Below are 21104 nucleotides of genomic sequence, written 5' to 3' on the forward strand. Positions count from 1 at the left end.
CCCGAGCCTATCCGTCTGCCGGAGTGTGCTCGTGCGGTGGTTCGGGTGCTGTCCGGTCGTGGGGGCCGGGGGTGGGGTCTTCGAGGAGGAGGCGTTCCATTTCGGCGCGTCCGGGGAGGTCGCGGGGGGTGACGGTCTCGCCGTCGCGTACGTAGACGAACGTCGCCTTGACGGCCTCGGGCGGGAGGCCGTGCTGCTCGGCCCAGGCGAGCCGGTAGACGGCGAGCTGGAGGGGGTCGGCGGTGCGGCCGCGGGTGGTCTTCCAGTCGACGATCTCGTACGTGGTGTCGTCGCCGTCGCCTTCTTTGTAGACGGCGTCGATGCGGCCGCGGATGACGCGGCCGGCGATGGCGAGCTGGAAGGGCGTCTCGACGCGGTGGGGGGTGCGGTGGGCGTAGGGCGTGCGGTTGAAGGCTTCCTTGAGGGTTTCGAGGTCGTGTTCGTCGGCGATGTCGGCCTCGCTGCCGGGGAGCTCTTCGGGGTCGAGCATGGGCAGGCGGAGCTCTTCGAAGCGGGATTCGACCCAGGCGTGGAAGCGGGTGCCGCGGCGGGCGGCGGGCTGGGGCGGGCGGGGCATGGGGCGGGCCAGATCCTGGGCGAAGCCGTCGGGATCGGCGGCCAGGCGCAGGAGCTGGGAGGCGGTGAGGGTGGTGGGGAGGGGGACGTCGCGGACGGCCTGGCGGGAGCGCAGGAGTTCGCCGGTGAGGGCGTCGAGGTCGCGGTCCCAGGAGGCGAGTGTGCGGGTCTCCTCCGCAGTGAGCGGGGGGCGCTCCGGGGGCGCGGTCTTTGTGGGCGCCGGGTCGGGGTGGGGGCGGGGGTGGGCGTCCTGGGGTTGGGTGGGGTGCGGGATGGCACCCAGGGGGTGCGCGTCGGCGGGCGCGCGCGGGGCGCCGTGCACGGGCGCGTGCGGGGCGCCGGGCGCGGGGCGGGCGTCGTCCGGGTGAGGGTGCGCGTCGTGGTGCGGGGCGTCGGCCGCGGGCTGCTCGTGCGCGAGGGCGCCGGTCGGGTGCGGAAGCGTGGGGCGCTCGTGCGGCAACGCGTCCCACTCGTCCCACTCGTCCCAGTCGGGTCCGGGGCCGTCCTCCGGCGAGCTGAAGAAATCGCCCTCTTCATTAAGAGGCTCGTCTTCGTAGAAGGGCTCGTCTTCGTAGAGCGCCTCTTCGTCCGGCGGGGCCGGCCAGTCCGGGTCGGTGTACGTGGCCGGGTGGGCCATCGCGTGGGAGTCGTCGTCGGCCGGGGTTTCGAGGTGGGCAAGGACCGTGGCCGCGGCCGCGCGGCGGCGCGCCATGGCCTCGTCGTCGAGCGGGAGCGGCCACGCGTGTTCGGCAGCTGACTCCTGGAGCGCGGGGTTCTCCTCGTCCTCTGCCGGTTCGTCGGCCCAGGCCTCGATCTCCCCGTGTCCGGCGGCGCAGTGGTCGTACAGCGCCTGGAGGAAGTCGGAGGGGCCGCGGGGGCGCTTCTGGGCGGGGCCCCACCAGTGGCCGGAGCCGAGGAGGAGGGTGCGGGGGCGGGTGTAGGTGACGTAGCCGAGGCGGAGTTCCTCGGTGCGCTGGTGTTCCTTCATCTCTTCGTGGAAGGCCTTCATGCCCTTGGAGTCCCACGCTTCGATGTCGGGCAGTGTGGCGGCGTCGCCGCGCAGTTCGTGCGGAAGGACCTTGCTCTGGGCGGTCCATTTCTCGCGGCCCTGGGCGCTGGGGAACGTCCCGGTGACGAGGCCGGGGACGGCGACGACGTCCCATTCCAGGCCCTTGGACTTGTGGGCGGTGAGCACCTTCACGGTGTTCTCGCCGCCGGGCAGCGCGTTGTCGAGGCCCTTTTCGTACTGGGCGGCGGTGCGCAGGAAGCCGAGGAAGGCGAGGAGGGTCGCGGAGCTGTCGTTCGCGGCGAACGAGGCGGCGATGTCGAGGAAGTTGGACAGGGTCTCGCGGCGGCGGGCGGCCAGGGCGTGCGGTGAGGCGGCGAGTTCGACTTCGAGGCCGGTGACGGCGAGGACGCGGTGGAGTACGTCCATCAGCGGGTCGGCGAGTGAGCGGCGCAGGTCGCGCAGCTCGGTGGCGAGGCGCGCGAAGCGTACGCGGGCCTGCGGTGAGAAGGGCAGTTTGTCGTCGCCCGGTTCGTCGAGGGGCGTCTCGAGGAATGTGTCGAGGGCGTCGGCGAGCGATATCACTTCGGAGGGGTCGACCCCCTCGACGGCTTCGGCGAGACGGCGGTCGGGGTCGTCGTCGGGGCCCCCGCGCGCGTGGGCGACGAGGAGGCGGGCGCGGCGGCCGAGGAGGGCGAGGTCTCGGGGGCCGATGCGCCAGCGCGGGCCGGTCAGGAGGCGGACCAGCGAGGCGTTGGCGCCGGGGTCCTGGAGGACTTCGCAGACGGCGACGAGGTCGGCGACCTCGGGGAGGTGGAGGAGGCCGGAGAGGCCGACGACCTCCACGGGGATGTCGCGTGCGACGAGGGCGCCCTGGATGGCGGCGAAGTCGGTCGCGGTGCGGCACAGGACGGCGATCTCGCCGGGGGCGGTGCCGGTGCGTACGAGGTGGGCGAGGGAGTCGCCGAGCCAGTCGATCTCCTCGGCGTGGGTGCGCAGGAGGGCGCAGCGGACGATGCCGTCGCGTTCGGCGCCTGGGGCCGGGCGCAGGGCTTCCACGCCCGCGTGGAGTGCGCGCAAGGGCTGGGCGAGGCCGTTGGCGAGGTCGAGGAGGCGGCCGCCGCTGCGGCGGTTCTCGCTGAGGGAGAGGCGGGTGGCGGGGCGGCCGTCGGCGTGGGCGAAGTGTTCGGGGAAGTCGTCGAGGTTGGCGACGGAGGCGCCGCGCCAGCCGTAGATCGCCTGGCAGGGGTCGCCGACGGCGGTCACGGGGTGGCCGGTGCCCGCTCCGAAGAGGCCGGCCAGGAGGATCCGCTGGGCGACGGAGGTGTCCTGGTACTCGTCGAGGAGGACGACGCGGAACTCGTCGCGGAGGATGGCGCCGACCTCGGGGCGGGTGCGGGCGAGGGTGGCGGAGAGGGCGATCTGGTCGCCGAAGTCGAGGAGGTCGCGGGCGCGCTTGGCTTCGCGGTACCGGGTGACGAGGCCGGTGAGGTCGAGGCGGGCGGCGGCGGCCTCGGGGACCTTGCGCAGGTCGGCGTTGGTGAGTTTGCGGCCTTCGAGTGCGTGCAGCAGGCGGGTGTCGTAGGCGCGGAGTTCGTCGGGGTGGACGAGGTGTTCGGCGAGCTCGCCGTCGAGGGTGAGGAGGTCGCTGACGAGGTCGGCGAAGGAGCGGGTGAGGGCCGGGTAGGGGCCGGGGGCCTCGCGCAGGACGCGGGCGGCGAGCTGGAAGCGGGTGGCGTCGGCGAGGAGGCGCGCGGTGGGTTCGAGGCCGATGCGCAGGCCGTGGTCGGTGAGGAGACGGCCGGCGAAGGCGTGGTACGTGGAGATCACGGGCTCGCCCGGGGGGTTGTCCGGGTCGATGGCGTCGGGGTCGGTGACGCCCGCCTTGATCAGTGCCTTGCGGACGCGCTCCGCGAGTTCGCCGGCGGCCTTGTTGGTGAAGGTGAGGCCGAGGACCTGCTCCGGGGCGACCTGTCCGGTGCCGACGAGCCATACGACGCGGGCGGCCATGACCGTCGTCTTGCCGGATCCGGCTCCGGCCACGATCACCTGCGGGGCGGGCGGCGCGGTGATGCAGGCCGTCTGCTCCGGGGTGAACGGGATCCCGAGGAGCTCCTTGAGCTGCTCGGGATCGGTGAGGCGTGTGGTCACCTCATCGAGGCTAACCGGGCCCACTGACAGCGCCGGACCGTTCCGGCGGAGGCGCACGTCACTCGACGACGTGTTTGCCCTCGGGGCGGGCGCTGCACGCGGCGCGGAACGCGCAGTGGGTGCAGTGCTGTCCGGTGGTGGGGGTGAAGCGTTCGTCGAGGACCTTGCCGGCGGCGGTCGCGAGGAGGTCGCCGACCCACTCCCCCTCGCCTCCGTCCGCGACGTCCCCCAAGGGTTGCTGCGACTGCACCTTGGGGAGGGCGTCACCGCCGTCCTTCTTGGCGGCGCCCTGGCGCAGCTGGACGAGTTCGGCGCCGCCGGGTTCGGGGCGTTCGCCGTCGAAGGGTTCGTCGACGGCGCCCTCGCGGACGGCGAGCTGGTAGACGGCGAGCTGGGGGTGGCGGGCGACGTCGGCGGCTGAGGGCGCCTGCTTGCCGGTCTTGAAGTCGACTACGTAGGCGCGGCCTTCGGTGTCGCGTTCGACGCGGTCCATGGAACCGCGGATGCGTACTTCGTAGGAGCCCGCTTCGAGGGTGACGTCGAAGGCGTGTTCGCTGGCGACGGGGGTGCGCACGGTGCTGGAGTCGACGTGCCAGCGGAGGAAGCGTTCGAGCGCCACGCGCGCGTGCTCCTTCTCCTGGACGGACTTCCAGGGGGCGTCGAAGGCGAGGGCGTCCCAGACGGAGTCGAGGCGTTCCATGAGGACGGCGAGGTCGGCGGGGGTGCGTCCGGAGGCGACCTCGTCGGCGAGGACGTGGACGACGTTGCCGAAGCCCTGGGCGGCGGTGGCGGGGGCGTCTGCCTTGACCTCTCGGCCGAGGAACCACTGCAGGGAGCAGGTGTTCGCGAGCTGGTCGAGGGCGCTTCCGGAGAGCACGACGGGCTGGTCGCGGTCGCGCAGGGGGATCCTGCTCTCGGTGGGGTCGTCCATGCCCCACCAGCGGTAGGGGTGCGCGGAGGGTACGAGGGGGCGGCCGTCGTCGTCGGTGAGGGCGGCGAGGCGGGCGAGGCGGCGGGCGGCGGCGTCGCGCAGCGTGGCGGAGGCGCGGGGGTCGACGGTGGTGGCGCGCAGTTCGGCGACGAGCGCGGCGACGGACAGGGGGCGGCGGGGGCGGCCGGTGACGTCCTGGGGGTCGACGCCGAGTTCGGTGAGGAAGCGGGACGGCTGGTCGCCGTCGTCGGCGGGCGCCTTGACCGCGGTGACGACGAGGCGTTCACGCGCGCGCGTGGTGGCTACGTAGAACAGGCGGCGTTCTTCGGAGAGGAGCGCTCCGGGGGTGAGGGGCTCGGCGAGGCCGTCGCGTCCGATGCGGTCGGCTTCGAGGAGGGAGCCGCGGCGGCGCAGGTCGGGCCACAGGCCTTCCTGTACGCCGGCGACGACGACGAGGCGCCATTCGAGGCCCTTGGAGCGGTGGGCGGTCATGAGGCGTACGGCGTCGGGGCGTACGGCGCGTCCGGCGAGGGTGTCGGCGGCGATGTCCTGGGCCTCGACCTCTTCAAGGAAGTTGAGGGCGCCGCGGCCTCCGGTGCGTTCCTCGGCGCGGGACGCGGTCGCGAAGAGGGCGCATACGGCGTCGAGGTCGCGGTCCGCGTTGCGTCCTGCGGCGCCGCCACGGCGGGCCGCGCGTTCCAGGCGCTGGGGCCATGAGGTGCCGTTCCACAGCTGCCAGAGGGCTTCTTCGGCGGTGCCTCCGGAGGTGAGGGTGTCGCGGGCCGCGCGCAGCAGGGCGCCGAGGCGCTGGGCGCCGCGGGCGTGGGCGGGGTCGTGGGCGGCGAGGCGTTCGGGCTGGGCGAGGGCGCGGGCGAGGAGTTCGTCGGAGGGGGGCGGTACGTGGTTGCCGGCGGTGCGTTCCTCCTCGCGCAGGGCGCGGCCGAGGCGGCGCAGGTCGGCGGCGTCCATGCCGGCGAGGGGTGAGGCGAGGAGGGTGAGAGCGGTCTCGGTGTCGAGCCAGACGGGCGGTTCCTGGTCCTGGTCGCCGTCGGGTTCGGGGTTGTCCTGCGCGACGCCGAGGGCGACGGCCCTGAGCGCGGTCAGCAGGGGCGTGACGGCCGGTTCGTGGCGCAGCGGCAGGTCGTCGCCGTCGATGTCGAGGGGGACGCCCGCTGCGGTGAGGGTGCGGCGGATCGCGGGGATGGAGCGGGTGCCGGCGCGGACGAGGACGGCCATGTCGCTCCAGGGGATGCCGTCTTCGAGGTGGCCGCGGCGCAGGATGTCCGCGATGTTGTCGAGTTCGGTGCCGGAGGTCGGGTACGTGTAGACCTCGGCTCGGCCGCCGTCCCGCGCGGGGGTCAGCTCTCGGTGGGCGCGGACCTTGTCGGCGGGCAGGCGGGTCAGGGGCATGCGCCGGGTGATGCGGCGGGTGGCGTCCAGGAGGTGTGCTCCGGAGCGGCGGGACGTCGTGAGGACCTCTACGGGGGCGGGGCTTTTGTCGGCGCGGGGGAACTGGTCGGGGAATTCGAGGATGCCGTTCACGTCGGCGCCGCGGAACGTGTAGATCGACTGGTCGGGGTCTCCGAAGGCGAGCAGGGTGCGGCCGTGGCCGGCGAGGGCGTGCAGCAGCCGGACCTGGGCCGGGTCGGTGTCCTGGTACTCGTCGACGAACACGGCGTCGTAGCGGGTGGCGAGTTCGTCGGCGACGGGGGTGCGGTGGGCGAGGAGGACCGCGCGGTGGACGAGTTCGGCGTAGTCGAGGACGCCGTGCAGGTCGAGGACGTCGAGGTATTCGGCGAGGAAAGTGGCGGCGGCTTTCCAGTCGGGGCGGCCGATGCGGCGGGCGAAGGCGTCGAGTGCGGCCGGTCCGAGGCCCAGTTCGCGGCTGCGCGCGAGGACGGCGCGGACCTCGTCGGCGAAGCCGCGGGTGGTCAGGCAGGCCCGCAGTTCGTCGGGCCAGCGGACGTGGGCGAGGCCGGCCTGCTCCAGGTCGATCTGGCCGGCGAGCAGTTCGCGTACGGCGACGTCCTGTTCGGGTCCCGACAGCAGGCGCAGGGGTTCCTCGAACAGTCCGGCGTCCTGGTGGGCGCGGACCAGGGCGTAGCAGAACGAGTGGAACGTGGTGGCCTGTGGTGCGTGGGCGGCGCCTATGCGCAGGGCCATGCGGTCGCGCAGTTCGACGGCTGCCTTGCGGCTGAAGGTGAGGACCAGGATGTGCTCGGGGTCGGTGCCTTTGGCGATGCGTGCGGCGACGGCCTCGACGAGCGTGGTCGTCTTGCCCGTGCCCGGTCCCGCGAGGACGAGCAGCGGGCCGTGCGGGTGGTCAACCACCGCGCGCTGGCGTGCGTCCAGACGAGGGGGGTCCACCTGGGCCGGCGGGGTACGCACCAGTCGGTACGCGCCGGGGATCCCCTGTCGTACCTGGCGGTGCGACAGGTTCCGGGTGGAGGAAGAGGAGCTCACGTGGATCGCTGGTCCTGGTGGGTGTGCTGGGGGAACTGGGAGGCGGCCGGCCGTCCGAGCGGGGCGGTGGCTGCGGGGTGAGGGAGGTGTGCGCCGTCGACGCTACGCCGTCGAGTGTGGCGGAAGCCTGGCTTCCGCCGGGTCCCCCGGGTCCCGTGCGGCACAGGTGTGCCGCGATTCACGAACGTACGCGGTGGTGGCGAAGTGCCCCTCTCGCCCCGTTTCCCCCGTACGGGCCACAGGCCGTTCGAACGGGGGCGCGATGGCGGAAGCTGTCAGTTGTGAGATTCCGCGCGTTCTTCGCCGTCCCATCGCGCGCGCCTCATGTCAAGGCGCGGGACGTGCCCCTCGGACGTACGGGAGGCTTCGCGCAGGGGAGTGCTCTCCGCGCGGTAGTGCGCCATGGCGTCCAGTTCGTGGCCGGGCAGCAGCACGCCGTCGGAGCGCACCACGCGCCACCACGGAACGGCTCCTCCGTAGAGGGCCATCACGCGGCCGACCTGGCGGGGGCCGCCCTCACCGAGCCATTCGGCGACGTCCCCGTAGGTCATGACCCGCCCTGGCGGGATCAGCTCCGCGACCTCGAGCACCCGCTCCGCGTACTCCGGCAGCTCTCCCGCCGCACCGCTCTCCTCGCTCATCCGACCCATCCTGCCGCACCCCACCGACACTGTGACGGCCCGGTCACGGGGCGTGGAGAGGCGTATGAAGAAGCACGAATCCGCGGTTGCGGGATACTTTGCTCCCCCGCATTGCACCCTGATGCCCCCCTGTGTCAGTGGGACGTGCCACCATCGTGCGGGCGGTGACCGGTGATACGAGATCAAGAAGAAACGACGGAGCAGCAGGGCGTGCATCCCGATAAGGCGGAGGGCACCTCTGGGGCTTCGGCGCGCCCGGACGGCGAAGAGGCCGACCACTCCCCCGTGACCGAGCGCCGTGGCCACCGGGCCGCGGCGCCACAGGCGGACGTGCCCGCGAAGGCCGCGGAGGCCGGGCCCGAGCGGACCGAGGCCCCTCTGGTCGACCCGGAGTGCATCGACGCCGACGCGCACGCCGAGCGGGTCGACGGCGACGAACCCCTCCTCCCCGCGCGCGTGCACCGCCCCTCCGACCTGATGCGGCTCCTGGTGGGCGTGCTCGCGATCGCCGTACTGCTGTCGATCGCCGCGTTCGCTCACGGCACGACGTCGGGTCTCCAGCAGGACATCAGCAAGGGCACGGGCGCCGCTCCCGACCTCATGATCAAGTTCGCGGGGCTCGCGTCGAGCATCGCGATCCTTCTCGTACCGGTCGCCTTCGCGATCGAGCGGCTGATCAAACGCGACGGGCTGCGGATCGCCGACGGTGTACTCGCGGCCGTCCTCGCGCACGGGGTGACGCTGGCGACGGACCTGTGGGTCGCCCAGGGCGCCCCGTCGTCGATCCAGGACGCGCTCACCCGCCCGTCGCCGGGCGACATCCACGCGCTGACAGATCCGGTGCACGGCTATCTCGCGCCCGTCATCGCCTATATGACGGCGGTGGGGATGTCCCGCAGACCACGCTGGCGCGTGGTGCTGTGGGTGGTGCTGCTGCTCGACGCGTTCGCGATGCTGGTCACCGGCTACACGACACCGTTCTCGATCATCCTGACGGTCCTGATCGGCTGGACGGTCGCCTACGGCACGCTCTACGCGGTCGGTTCGCCGAACGTGCGTCCCACCGGTCAGACGCTCCTCGCGGGCCTGCGGCACGTCGGCTTCCACCCTGTCAGCGCGGCCCGCGAAGAGGCCCACGAGAGCACCACGGAGAACGGCGACAGAGGGCGGCGCTACTTCGTCACCCTGGAGGACGGCCCTCCGCTCGACGTCACCATCGTCGACCGTGAGCAGCAGGCCCAGGGCTTCTTCTACCGCGTGTGGCGCCAGCTGACGCTGCGGGGCATCACCACGGGACGCAGTCTCCAGTCGCTGCGCCAGGCGCTGGAGCAGGAGGCACTTCTCGCGTACGCGGCGATCGCGGCCGGGGCCAACGCCCCGAAGCTGATCGCGACGTCCGAGCTCGGCCCCGACGCGGTGATGCTCGTGTACGAGCACACGGGCGGCCGTTCGCTGGACTCGGTGCCGGACGAGGAGATCACCGACGAGCTGCTGCGCGACACCTGGCACCAGGTGCAGGCGCTCCAGTCGCGGCGTATCGCCCATCGGCGGCTCACCGGCGACGCGATTCTGGTGGATCGTTCCGGCACGGTCATCCTCACGGATCTGCGCGGCGGCGAGATCGCGTCCGGCGACCTGATTCTGCGCATGGACATCGCACAGCTCCTGGCCACGCTGGGCCTGCGCGTGGGCGCCGAGCGGGCCGTGGCGTCCGCCGTGGGCGTGCTCGGCCCCGACGCGATCGCCGACTGTCTGCCGCTGCTCCAGCCCATCGCCCTGAGCCGTAATACGCGCTCGACGCTGCGCAGGCTCGGCAGGGAGCGTTCCGAACGCGAGCGCGAGGCCGTGCTCGAGGCTTCGCGCAGGGCGAAGCAGGCCCGCCTGGACGAGGCCACCCAGGCTGCGGCCTCCCTTGCCGGGGCCTCTCCGGCCGCGAAATCAACGCCTACGGAGACGGTCGCCGAGCACGCGGCACCCCCGTCGGCCAAGACCTCCGCGAAGGCAGAACGGCAGACAGAGAAAGCCGAGCGGCAGGCCGAGAAGAAGGCCATCGACGAAGCCCTGGACGAGGCGCGCGAGGAGGATCTGCTCACCCAGATCCGCCACCAGGTGCTCCGCATCCGGCCGCAGGCACCCGTCGAACCGGCCCGCCTGGAGCGCGTCAAACCGCGCACCCTCGTGAGCTTCATCGCGGGCGCCATCGGCGCGTACTTCCTCCTGTCGCAGCTGACGCACATCGAGTTCGGCACGCTGTTCCGAGAGGCCCAGTGGGGCTGGGTCGCCGCCGCCGTCCTGTTCTCGGCGCTGAGCTACTTCGCCGCCGCGATGAGCCTGCTCGGGTTCGTCCCGGAGCGCGTCCCCTTCATGCGGACCGTCGCGGCGCAGGTCGCCGGCTCGTTCGTGAAGATCGTGGCGCCGGCCGCCGTCGGCGGTGTCGCGCTCAACACCCGCTTCCTGCAACGCTCGGGCGTGCGCCCCGGGCTCGCGGTGGCCAGCGTCGGCGCCTCCCAGCTCTTCGGTCTGGGCGCCCACATCATGATGCTGCTGACCTTCGGCTATCTGACCGGCACGGAGAAGACCCCGTCCCTGTCGCCGTCCCGGACGGTCATCGCGGGTCTGCTGACCGTCGCGGTCCTCGTGCTCGTGGTGACGTCGATCCCCTTCCTGCGGAAGTTCGTCGTCACGCGCGTACGGTCCCTGTTCGCCGGCGTCGTACCGCGCATGCTGGACGTGCTCCAGCGGCCGCAGAAGCTGCTCACCGGCATCGGCGGCATGCTCCTCCTGACGGCCTGCTTCGTGATGTGCCTGGACGCGTCGATCCGCGCCTTCGGGGACGAGACGACGACGCTCAGCCTGGCCAGCGTCGCGGTCGTGTTCCTCGCCGGCAACGCGCTCGGCTCCGCCGCGCCGACACCGGGCGGTGTGGGCGCCGTCGAGGCGACCCTGACGGTCGGACTCATCGCGGTCGGCCTGCCCAAGGAGGTCGCGGCCCCGGCCGTGCTGCTCTACCGCCTCATGACGCTGTGGCTGCCGGTCCTGCCGGGCTGGCTCTTCTTCAACCACCTCTCCCGGAAGGGCTCCCTGTAGGGACGCGTTTGCGGGGAGGGATCCCCGTAGGGGCGTTTCCCGAGCAGGCTCCCCGTAGAGCCCCGCCCCCGCCCCGTCGCCGTCGTCGACGCTCACCCGCACGGCCCCCGCCCCGAGCGCCCCGTGGGCCGTCGCCGCAGGATGGGTTCATGCCCAATCCGTTCCGGCCGCGTGCCGCAGCCATGGCCGCCACCGCCGTCCTCTTGGCCTCCGCCCTCGCGGCGTGCGGCAGCGACACGAATGACGTGGACCTGAGGTCCCAGTCCCTCAGCTGGAAGGACTGCCCCGCGCCCTCGGAGTCGGAGGGCGGCGGCCCCGCGCCCTCCCCGCTGCCCGGCGGCGCCACCTGGCAGTGCGCCACCATGAAGACGCCCCTCGACTGGGACAAGCCCGAGGGCGACACGATCGGCCTCGCGCTCATCCGCGCCAAGTCCTCCGGCGCCAAGGACAAGCGCATCGGATCACTCATCTTCAACTTCGGCGGCCCCGGCGGCTCCGGGGTCACCACGCTGCCCGCGTTCGGCAGCGAGTACACGAAGCTGCGCACCCGCTACGACCTGGTGAGTTTCGACCCACGCGGCGTCGGCCGCAGCGACGGTGTGAAGTGCGAGAACGACGAGCAGCTCGACAAGTACTTCCAGCAGGACGCCATCCCCGACAACACCGCCCAGACGAAGAAGCTCGTCAGCAACGTCACCCAGTTCAACGACGCCTGCGAGAAGAACTCCGGGCAGGTCATCCCGCACGTCGCCACGACCGACGCTGCCCGCGACATGGACCTGATGCGGCAGGTGCTCGGCGACGACAAACTGCACTACTTCGGGATCTCCTACGGCACCGAACTGGGCGGCGTGTACGCCCACTTGTTCCCGGAGAACGTGGGCCGTGCCGTCTTCGACGGTGTCGTCGACCCCACCCAGAACTCCCAGGAGAGCGCGCTCGGCCAGGCCAAGGGCTTCCAGCTCGCCCTCGACAACTACGCGAAGGACTGCACCTCCAAGGTCGAGGACTGCCCGGTCGGCGACACCCCCGCGGAGGTCAAGGCCAAGATCGCGAAGCTGCTCAAGGACCTGGACTCCAAGCCGATCCCGGGAGTCTTCCCGCGCGAGCTGACGCAGACCGCCGCGACGAACGGCATCGCGCAGTCGCTGTACTCCAAGGACTTCTGGGAGTACCTCACCGAGGGCCTCGCCCAGGCCTACGAAGGTGACGGCAAGATCCTCATGCTGCTTTCGGACTCCATGAACGGCCGCAACGAGGACGGCAAGTACAGCAACCTCCAGGCCGCCAATGTCGCCGTCAACTGCGCCGACGACAAGCCCCGTTACACACCGGCTTACGTCCGGTCGAAGCTCCCCGAGTTCCAGGCCGCCTCGCCCCTGTTCGGCGACTTTCTCGCATGGGGCATGCTCAGCTGTACGGACTGGGCGGTCGCCGGGGCCGCGGACCACCCCGACGTGAGCGCGGCCGGCTCGGCGCCGATCGTCGTCGTCGGCAACACGGGCGACCCCGCCACCCCGTACGAGGGTGCGAAGAAGATGGTCGGCGCGCTCGGCGATGGTGTCGGGGTGCAGGTCACGTACGAAGGCCAGGGGCACGGCGCGTACGACAGCGGGAACAAGTGTGTGCGGGGTGCCGTGGACGGCTATCTGCTGAACGGGACGGTGCCGAAGGCGGGCACGGTCTGCAAGTAGTCGCGGGGGTACGGGTGTTCGGCTTGCGCGCCCGGTTGCCGGCGGTGCTCTGCCGCAGGTGATTGTCAGTGGCGCTGCCTAGGATGGTCTGGCTGTCTTCGGACCGGGGGCAGGCGAGGGGGATCGCCAGGGGGAGGTGCCTGTGTCGCGTCATGTTCGTTCGTTCGCGCTGCTGGCCGCGGGGCTGCTGGTGGCGGGGGCCGCCGCGGGCTGCGGCGGGCCGGGAGACAAGGCCGGGCACGGCGAGGGGAAGGGGCAAACACAGCCACCGCGTTCGTCGCCGCCCTCACCATCGTCACCGCCACGCTCGGGCAAGGCCGTCCCCGGCACGCTGCCCCGGCTGCCCGCCGCGCTCACCTCGCAGCGGCTCGACTGGGGCCGCTGCAAGGCCACCGACGCCGGCCCCGCACCCGGCTCCGACTGGCAGTGCGCGACGCTGAAGGCACCTCTCGACTACGCGAAGCCGGACGGGGAGACCATCGGCGTCGCGCTCATCCGCGCCAGGTCCACGAGCGGGAGCGGGCGTTCCGGTTCGCTCCTGTTCAACTTCGGCGGGCCGGGCGGCTCGGGGGTCTCGATGCTGCCCGCCTTCGCACCCGACTACGCGAAGCTGCGCGAGCGCTACGACCTGGTGAGCTTCGACCCGCGCGGCGTCGGCGCGAGTGAGGGGGTGCGCTGCCGCGACGACAAGGCGATCCAGGCCGCCGAGTCCGTCGACCTCACGCCGGACACCCCCGCCGAGGAGCAGGCGTACTTCAAGGACGCCGCCGACTTCGGCGCGGGCTGCGCGCGACGGGCCGGCAAGCTGCTCGGGCATGTGTCGACGGACGAGACGGCCCGCGACATGGACCTGGCGCGCCAGGCGCTCGGCGACGACAAGCTGCACTACATGGGCGTCTCGTACGGGACCCAACTGGGCGGCGTGTACGCGCACTTGTTCCCCGGCAAGGTGGGCCGGCTCGTCCTGGACGCCGTGGTCGACCCGGCCGCGGACACCGTGGGCCACGCCGAGAACCAGACGAGGGGCTTCCAGCGGGCCCTCGACAACTACCTCAAGTCCACCGGCCAGGACCCGGATCAGGGCTCCCGGAAGATCGCCGCGCTGCTGAAGCGGATCGACGCGAAGCCGCTGCCGGCCTCGGGCAGCCGCGTGCTCAACCAGTCGCTCGCCACGATCGGCATCACCGTCACCCTGTACAGCAAGAACAGTTGGCCCGCGCTGACGCGCGGCCTGGAGGCGGCCGAGCGGGGGGACGGGACGGCGCTGCTCGCGCTGGCCGACGCGTACAACGAGCGGAGTCCCTCCGGGCATTACAGCTCGCAGAGCCATTCGCAGCGGGCGATCTCCTGCCTCGACGACAAGGAACGGCCGACGCCGAAGCAGGCGCGCAAGCGCCTCGCGTCGTTCCGCGGGATCTCGCCCGTCTTCGGGGAGTTCATGGCCTGGGACACGGCGGGCTGGTGCCACGACTGGCCGGTGCCGGGCCAGTACGAGACGCCCGAGGTGAGCGCGCCGGGCGCCGCCCCGATCCTCGTCGTGGGGAACACGGGCGACCCGGCGACCCCGTACGAGGGCGCCCGCAGGATGGCGGACGAGCTCGGCAAGGGCGTCGGCGTCGAGCTCACCTGGAAGGGCGAGGGGCACGGCGCGTACGGCAGCGGGTCGGGCTGTGTCGACTCGACGGTGAACGGCTATCTCCTGGAGGGCCGAATACCGCGCGACGGGAAGGTCTGCTCCTGAGGCGGACGAGGCGGACGTCCACGCGGCGCCCTATGCCGAACGGGCCCCGCACGCGAGGTGCGGGACCCGTTCGGAAAAGCTGCCCCCTGACCGGCGGCGTCGACCGCGCGGGCCGACGGGCGGTCTAGTAGACCGGCTTCTCGGGCTCGATCTGGTTGACCCAGCCGATCACGCCGCCGCCGACGTGCACGGCGTCCGCGAAGCCCGCGGACTTCAGAACGGCGAGGACTTCCGCACTGCGGACACCCGTCTTGCAATGCAAGACGATCTTCTTGTCCTGCGGGAGGCTCTCCAGGGCAGTGCCCATGAGGAACTCGTTCTTCGGGATCAGCCGGGCGCCGGGGATCGAGACGATCTCGTACTCGTTCGGCTCGCGGACGTCGATGATCTCGATGTTCTCGCCGTCGTCGATCCACTCCTTGAGCTGCTTGGGAGTGATCGTCGAGCCGGCCGCCGCCTCCTGGGCCTCCTCGGACACGACGCCGCAGAAGGCCTCGTAGTCGATGAGCTCGGTGACGGTGGCGTTCGGGCCGCAGACCGCGCAGTCGGGGTCCTTGCGGACCTTGACCTGGCGGTACTGCATCTCCAGGGCGTCGTAGATCATCAGGCGACCGACGAGCGGCTCGCCGACGCCCGCGAGGACCTTGATCGCCTCGGTGACCTGGATGGAACCGATGGACGCGCACAGCACACCCAGGACGCCGCCCTCGGCGCAGGAGGGGACCATGCCGGGGGGCGGGGGCTCCGGGTAGAGGCAGCGGTAGCACGGGCCGTGCTCGGACCAGAAGACCGAGGCCTGGCCGTCGAAGCGGTAGATCGAGCCCCACACGTACGGCTTGTTCAGCAGCACGCACGCGTCGTTGACCAGGTAGCGGGTCGCGAAGTTGTCCGTGCCGTCGACGATCAGGTCGTACTGGCTGAAGATGTCCATCACGTTCTCGGCCTCGAGCCGCTCTTCGTGGAGGATCACGTTCACGTACGGGTTGATGCCGAGGACGGAGTCCTTGGCGGACTCGGCCTTGGAGCGGCCGATGTCGGCCTGGCTGTGGATGATCTGGCGCTGCAGGTTCGACTCGTCGACCTCGTCGAACTCGACGATGCCGAGCGTGCCCACACCGGCCGCGGCCAGGTACATGAGCGCCGGCGAACCGAGGCCGCCGGCGCCCACGGCGAGCACCTTGGCGTTCTTCAGCCGCTTCTGCCCGTCCATCCCGACATCGGGGATGATCAGGTGGCGGGAGTACCTGCGGACCTCGTCTACGGTGAGCTCAGCAGCTGGCTCTACCAGGGGTGGCAGCGACACGGGGGCTCCGTTGATCGTCATTTCCGAACAGTGGTGATTCCGTCAACACTGCCACGCCCCTCTTCATTCCGAGACACCCGTTCCGACCCGCGAGACGATGTCGTCCCAGTACCCGGGCATGGCCTCCCAGGGGTCGGCGGTGCCGCCGCGGTCCGTGCGGTCGGTGAAGTAGATCGTCCCGGCGCCCTGCCAGCGGGCGATGCGCAGCGCCTCGTCGAGGTGCCCGCGGGGCACGCCGTGCACGAAGTGACAGAAGCGCTCGGGCGGGTAGTCGGCCGTCCACTCGGCGACCTGGGACCAGCGGTAGTCGCTCCACGGCCCGGAGAAGGTCACCAACTGATCAGCGGTCTCGGCGTAGCCCGGATACGGGTGCGTGCCGTGCCCGAGGACGATGTGGGCGTCCTCACACAGGGCGCGCAGCGTGGTGACGATGCGGCGGACCTCGGGGACGGCGGCCCGCTCGGTCGGGCAGCGGTCGAGGGAGAACCCGTCGACGCGGTACCAGTCGAGATAGCGGTGGGCGTCGGAGACGACCTCGCCGAACGAGCGGGCGCCGTAGGTGAGATCGAGGTGCCCGAGGACCCGTACGTCGCGGTTGCGCAGCCTGCCCGCGGCTTCGAGGCAGTGCGGATCGGGGCGGGCCCCGGGGCCGTCCGCGACGTTCAGGACGACCCAGTGCAAGGGAGCGCCGGGACGGGTGAGTTCGGCCCATTCGACGGGCGCCATGAGGGGGTGTGCGTAGCCGGGGATGCCGAAGCCGAGCCGTATGTCGGTGCTCGCGGTCCCGGCGGCGGTAGGGGTCAGATACGGCATGCCGCTTCCATCCAGATGTCGGCGAGTGATTCCTCGAGGTTGATGCGGGGGCGCCAGCCGAGCCGGTCGCGTGCAGTGCGCACGTCGGCCTGCTGCCAGCTGCCGCAGCCGTCCGGGTACGGGTGCGCGGCGGGTGCCACGTGGTCGGGGTCGGAGCGGGGGTGGCCGAGCGTCGGGCGGACGGGGCCGCCGGGTGAGTCGAGCTCGTGGAGCGCGCCGCCGAAGCCGGCGACGCGGGCGAGTACGGACGCCGCGTCCCGCAGCCGGACGGCGCGGCCCGAGCCGATGTTGATGACGCCCTGCGCGGCGGAGAGCGAGGCCGCGTGGACGGCGCGGGCCACGTCGCGCACGTCGATGAAGTCGCGCTGCGCGCCGAGTCCGCCGAGCTTGAGTTCGCCGTCGCCGGACTGCATGGCGCGGCGCATGGCCTCGGCGAGACGGCCGAGGGGCGAGCCGGCGGGGGTGCCGGGCCCGGCCGGGGAGAACACGCGCAGGACGACGGCGTCGAGACCGGAGCCGAGGACGAGTTCCGTCGCGGCGAGCTTGCTCACGCCGTACGGTCCGCCGGGCCGCGGCACGGCGTCCTCGGCGGTGGAGGAGCCGGGCTGCGAGGGCCCGTACTCGGCTCCGCAGCCGATCTGGACGAGGCGGGCGCCGCAGCCGCTGCGCCGCAGGGCCTCGCAGACGGTGGCGACGGCGACGGTGTTGTGGCGGGTGAGGTCGCGGGCGCCCCCGCGGGTGGCTCCCGCGCAGTTGATGACGACTCCGGGGTGGACCGCGTCGAGGAAGCGGGTCAGTGCGCCCGGGCTTCCGGTGGCGAGGTCGAACCGTACGTCCGCGTCGTCCCCCCGGCCGAGCGCGGTGAGCTGCACGGCGGGGTCGGCGAGCAGGCGGTCGGCGACGAAGCGGCCGAGGTATCCGTTGGCTCCGAGCAGCAGCACCCTCATCGGGCGGCTCCCCGGGCGAGCTCTCCGAGTTCTCCGGGAAGTCCTGGACGCCCGGGATATCCGGATGGTTCGGGGCCTCCGGGGGGAGGGGTGGTCATCTCGCGTTCTCCTTAGGGGTGTTGCCGTGGGTCTTCGGAAGGCCCGCGGTGTCGGCCCCGCGGGAGGGGAGCGGCCGGCCGGCCGCTTCGTGTGGTCGTACGGCGTCGGGCGCGGTCACGGGGTGGCGTCCGTGGGCGCGTGGGCGGAGGCCCGGGTGAGGGTGCGGGCCGCGTGGACGAGGAGGGTGAGCGCGGCGGCGCCACAGGCCAGGGCGGGTACGGTGCCGGGCCCCCAGGCGTCGACGGCCGTCTCTACGGGCACGGCGAGGAAGCCGCAGCCGGGAAGGCGTCCTGCGAACACGGTGGAGACGGCGAGCGCCTCGGCCGCGGCGGCCGTGCCGAGGACGACGGCGGGGGCGTGGGTGCGGCCGTACGCCGTGAGCAGGCGGGCGAGCAGCAGGAGCGCGCCGAGCGTTCCGGCACCGGCGTATGCGGCGTCCTGGCCGAGTACGGCGGCGGCCACCCCGATGAGGGCGCACAGCGCGCACAGGAAGAGCGCAAAGACGGCGAGGAGGAGGGGGCGCACGGAGGCGGCGAACTCTTCGAGGCCCCGGCTGGAGGCGAGCCTGCGCCGGGCGACCGCGCCGAAGAGCTGGGCGCACCAGGCGCCGGGCGCGACGGCGAAGGCCAGGGCGAGGAGGGGGGCTGTGGCAGGGGCCCAGGCCTCGTCGGGGCCGCCCGCGACAGCAGCGGTCAGGAGTCCGTCGCCGAGGAGGGCATAGGCGAGGAGCCAACAGGTCCAGGCGCGGGTGGCGGGCACGGTGTGGGCGGTGGCGCGCAGCGGGCCCCGGCACAGGGCGGCGCGGAGTGCGGCGGAGACGGCGAGCACGCCGCCGGCCCCGACCGCGAGCCGCATCCGTCCGTCGGTGAAGTCGAGTCCTACGAGGGTGAGGGCGCTCAGCGCGCCGGGCAGCAGCGCGAGGGCGGCCCAGACGGGGCGCCGGCCGCGAGGTGTGTCGGATGCGGCGTGCTGGGTTTCCGGTTCGATGTCGCTGTCGCGGGGCATGCGCGCGTACATCTCTTCGGCGAGCGAGAAGACGTCGCGGTGCCGGAAGCGGGCAGCGGTCCGGTCGGTGACGCCGTGGGCTTCGAGACCGGCCGCGATCTCCAGGGGGTCGACGGCACGTTCGCAGAGCTCGCGGTGCCGGTGCATCAGGGCTTTCACGGGGTCCACGCCGGTACGGCGTCGGCTGCCGCCGGTGGCCTCGTCGGCCTTGGGGAGGCTGCCGGAGTGCGCGGTGCCGGCCGTGGCCTCATCGGCCTCGGGGAGGCTGCCGGGATGGACAGTGCCAGCCGTGGCCCCATCGACCTCGGGGAGGCTGCCGGGATGGACAGTGCCGGCAGGAGGGGAGGCCGGCGCCGGGGGTGTATCGGGGAGCGGGCTGCCCGTTGGCGCGGATGCGGATGCGGCGTCGGCGCGCCAAGCCGCGGGTTCGTTCAGCAAGGCTTCGTCGGCAGGCGCGGAGTCGAGCCCCCGGGTCAGAAACCCCGGCCCAGCCTCCGGGGCCGGATCCGGCTCCGGCCCCGCACGCCGCTCCGATTCCGGCTCACCATCCGGCCCCGCAACCGGCTCAGCACCCGACCCCGCCCCAACGCCCGACCCCGCCTCAGGCCCCCGAGCCAGCCCCGACTCAGCGCCGGCCCCAGGCCCAGCCTCCCCCAACGCCTCCTGCGCCCCCGTCCCCCACGCGTCCGCGCCACCTGGCACCTGCGGCGCGTCCAAGCCCGCGCCCACGACCGTCTCGCCCAACTCCCGCCCGCTCACGCGTCCCCCTCCCCACCGGGAATCGCCCCGGCCAACTGCCCGTGCTCACCGGTCGGCCGCTCCCCGCCACCGCCCGAACCAACGGCTCCGCCCGAGCCGGTGCCCTCACCCGAACCAACGCCCCCGCCCGAGCCGACGGCCTCCCCCTCCGCCCAGCTAGGCGCACCCCCAGAGGCGGCCCGCCCCGCCAGCCACGTCCCGAAGCCCCCGCCCGACTCGCTCGTCGGTGCGGTCCAGCGGCCCGGTACATGGGCCTCCGGAGGGTTGGCGAAGGGCAGGGGTTCGCCCGCGTCGTCCACGGCTTCGCGGCGCACGGGGCAGTGGGAAACGATCTCCAGGTAAATGCCGTGAAATGCCGTGATGTTCTGCTCGACGGTGAAGAGTTCGAGCGCCCGTGCCCGCGCGGCCGCGCCGAGGCGCTCGCGGCGCCCCGGGTCCCGCAGCAGCGATACACACGCCTCGGCGAGCGCCCGCGGGTTGCGCGGCGGAACCACCAGGCCGGTGCCGCCGATGACCTCGACTACGGCGCCCGCGTCGGTCGAGACCGTGGCGCGTCCGCAGAACATCGCCTCGACGAGGCTGATCGGGAACCCCTCGACGATGCTCGACAGGACGACGACGCTCCCGGCGGCGTACGCGTCCGCGAGGTCGGGTGTCTCGGGCCCCCCGATCTCCTCGAAGGAGACGGGGTTGTCGCCCATCGCGTGGGCGCCCTCCGCCTCGTCGGGGAAGAGCTGGGCGGCGAGGGCCTTGCAGTGGGCGAGGTAGGCGGCGGCCTCGGGCCCTTCGGCGGGCGCTCCGACGAGGCGCAGGCGGGCCTTCGGCTCGTCCTTGCGGATCTCCGCGAAGGCGTGGAGGAGGGAGATCAGGTCCTTGGAGGGTTCGATGCGGCCGACCCAGACGAGGGTGCCGGGCTCCCCCGGCTCCTCGCGCTCGCCGATCTCGGCGAAGCGGGAGGCCTCCATGCCGGGGTGGACGGTGCGCAGTTTCGCGCGGTCGGCGCCGCACCGCTCCTGCCAGCGCCGGGCGTGCGTGTTGCCGGGGGTGATGATCGCGGCCTGCCGGTAGGTCTCGGCTGCGAGGCGACCGTGGAAGGCGGCGAGCATCGCCCGTACGGGGGCGCTCAGTTCGGCGTCGCCGGCCGCGATGTAGTGGGCCCGCAGCTGTACGCCGTACTCCGTGACGAGGAGGGGGACGCCGGAGAAGTGGTGGGCGACGAGTCCGGGCAGGGCGGCGGGGCCGCCGGAGGTGGCGTGGCACAGGTCGACCGAGGCGAGGCCGTCGTCGCCGTACCAGTCGAGGGAGAGCGGGCGCAGGGCGCGTTCGATGTGTCCGGCGACGGCGAGGAGGTCGGGGACGCGGGTGGCGCGGACCGCGCGCAGGGCGCCCGGTGCGCGGCAGGCGCGCTCCAGCGTGCGCACGGCGGTTTCGGAGCGCAGGGCGCCGACGAGTCCGCCTTCGTCGCGGGCGAGTTCGGCGAGCTTGTACAGCGCGTTGCCGAAACGGTCCGCCTCGGCGCTGGAGGAGTCGGCGGGCACGCCCGCGAGGCCGGCGGTCTCGGGGGAAGCACCCGCGCAGACGGACGCCGCCAGTTCCGCGTACGCGTCGGCGAAGCGCCGCCTGGTGCGGCGCCCGTAGCCGATGCCGTCGTCGTCGGCGGTCCACACCGGAGCGGTGCGCACCCGGCTGACCTGCGGCGGCAGTTCGATCCAGCCGCGGTCCTCCTGGTCCTGGCTGCGGCTGAGCGCGTAGAGATCGAACTCGTGCTGCTCGAGCCCGCGCACGAGGCGGTCGCACCAGAGTCTGGCGTCACCGCTCACATACGGATAGCCACCCTCCGTAAGCAGTCCGATGCGCACGAGTACACCCCCGATCTCCCGTCTGGGGA

Annotated in this window: 11 protein-coding genes; 3 read left to right on the plus strand and 8 right to left on the minus strand. The window is 72.7% G+C overall.

Annotated features, from left to right (window positions below; all coding sequences use genetic code 11):
• Positions 1-7: 7 nt before the first annotated feature.
• The 3 genes from OG574_RS19040 to OG574_RS19050 form a co-directional block, all read right to left on the minus strand.
• Positions 8-3733: a UvrD-helicase domain-containing protein gene (locus tag OG574_RS19040; protein ID WP_326774211.1), complete on the minus strand. Its 3726-nt coding sequence runs from the start codon at positions 3731-3733 to the stop codon at positions 8-10.
• A 58-nt stretch (positions 3734-3791) separates the two neighbouring features.
• The gene (locus tag OG574_RS19045) at positions 3792-7127 is read right to left on the minus strand and encodes an ATP-dependent helicase (protein ID WP_326774212.1); all 3336 of its coding nucleotides are present in this window, start codon (positions 7125-7127) and stop codon (positions 3792-3794) included.
• A gap of 275 nt (positions 7128-7402) precedes the next feature.
• Complete coding sequence (locus OG574_RS19050; RefSeq protein WP_326774213.1) at positions 7403-7777, minus strand: MGMT family protein; 375 nt, start codon at positions 7775-7777, stop codon at positions 7403-7405.
• Between the two features lie 162 nt (positions 7778-7939).
• Between OG574_RS19050 and OG574_RS19055 the strand changes: the two genes are divergently transcribed.
• The 3 genes from OG574_RS19055 to OG574_RS19065 all read left to right on the plus strand — a co-directional run bounded on the left by OG574_RS19055 (position 7940) and on the right by OG574_RS19065 (position 14290).
• Positions 7940-10855 carry a lysylphosphatidylglycerol synthase transmembrane domain-containing protein gene (locus OG574_RS19055; protein WP_326774214.1) on the plus strand — a complete coding sequence of 972 codons (2916 nt, stop codon included), beginning with the start codon at positions 7940-7942 and terminating at the stop codon, positions 10853-10855.
• Between the two features lie 149 nt (positions 10856-11004).
• Positions 11005-12549, plus strand: a complete 1545-nt coding sequence (locus tag OG574_RS19060; RefSeq protein ID WP_326774215.1) for an alpha/beta hydrolase — start codon at positions 11005-11007, stop codon at positions 12547-12549.
• Between the two features lie 142 nt (positions 12550-12691).
• Positions 12692-14290: an alpha/beta hydrolase gene (locus OG574_RS19065; RefSeq protein WP_326774216.1), complete on the plus strand. Its 1599-nt coding sequence runs from the start codon at positions 12692-12694 to the stop codon at positions 14288-14290.
• Positions 14291-14414: 124 nt separating this feature from the next.
• Here OG574_RS19065 and moeZ read toward each other — a convergent pair whose 3' ends face one another.
• The 5 genes from moeZ to OG574_RS19090 all read right to left on the minus strand — a co-directional run bounded on the left by moeZ (position 14415) and on the right by OG574_RS19090 (position 21075).
• Positions 14415-15593 (minus strand): adenylyltransferase/sulfurtransferase MoeZ, encoded by a 1179-nt coding sequence (gene moeZ, locus OG574_RS19070; protein WP_100596698.1) that lies wholly within the window; start codon positions 15591-15593, stop codon positions 14415-14417.
• Between the two features lie 63 nt (positions 15594-15656).
• Positions 15657-16406 carry a spherulation-specific family 4 protein gene (locus OG574_RS19075; RefSeq protein ID WP_326774217.1) on the minus strand — a complete coding sequence of 250 codons (750 nt, stop codon included), beginning with the start codon at positions 16404-16406 and terminating at the stop codon, positions 15657-15659.
• A complete protein-coding gene (locus OG574_RS19080; RefSeq protein ID WP_100596656.1) occupies positions 16394-17353 on the minus strand; it encodes an NAD-dependent epimerase/dehydratase family protein in 960 nt (319 codons plus the stop codon). Before OG574_RS19080 ends, OG574_RS19075 begins: the two co-directional genes overlap by 13 nt.
• A 213-nt stretch (positions 17354-17566) precedes the next feature.
• Positions 17567-18625, minus strand: a complete 1059-nt coding sequence (locus OG574_RS19085) for a hypothetical protein (RefSeq protein ID WP_398375676.1) — start codon at positions 18623-18625, stop codon at positions 17567-17569.
• Between the two features lie 587 nt (positions 18626-19212).
• Positions 19213-21075, minus strand: a complete 1863-nt coding sequence (locus OG574_RS19090) for a DUF3492 domain-containing protein (RefSeq protein ID WP_326774219.1) — start codon at positions 21073-21075, stop codon at positions 19213-19215.
• Between the last annotated feature and the right edge of the window lie 29 nt (positions 21076-21104).

The sequence above is a fragment of the Streptomyces sp. NBC_01445 genome (assembly GCF_035918235.1).
Classification (GTDB): Bacteria; Actinomycetota; Actinomycetes; order Streptomycetales; family Streptomycetaceae; genus Streptomyces.

Coding starts and splice junctions, on each gene's coding strand:
- OG574_RS19050 (WP_326774213.1), bottom strand. CDS start 7,777: ATGGGTCGGATGAGCGAGGAGAGCGGTGCGGCGGGAGAGCTGCCGGAG.
- OG574_RS19060 (WP_326774215.1), top strand. CDS start 11,005: ATGCCCAATCCGTTCCGGCCGCGTGCCGCAGCCATGGCCGCCACCGCC.
- OG574_RS19075 (WP_326774217.1), bottom strand. CDS start 16,406: ATGCCGTATCTGACCCCTACCGCCGCCGGGACCGCGAGCACCGACATA.
- OG574_RS19080 (WP_100596656.1), bottom strand. CDS start 17,353: ATGAGGGTGCTGCTGCTCGGAGCCAACGGATACCTCGGCCGCTTCGTC.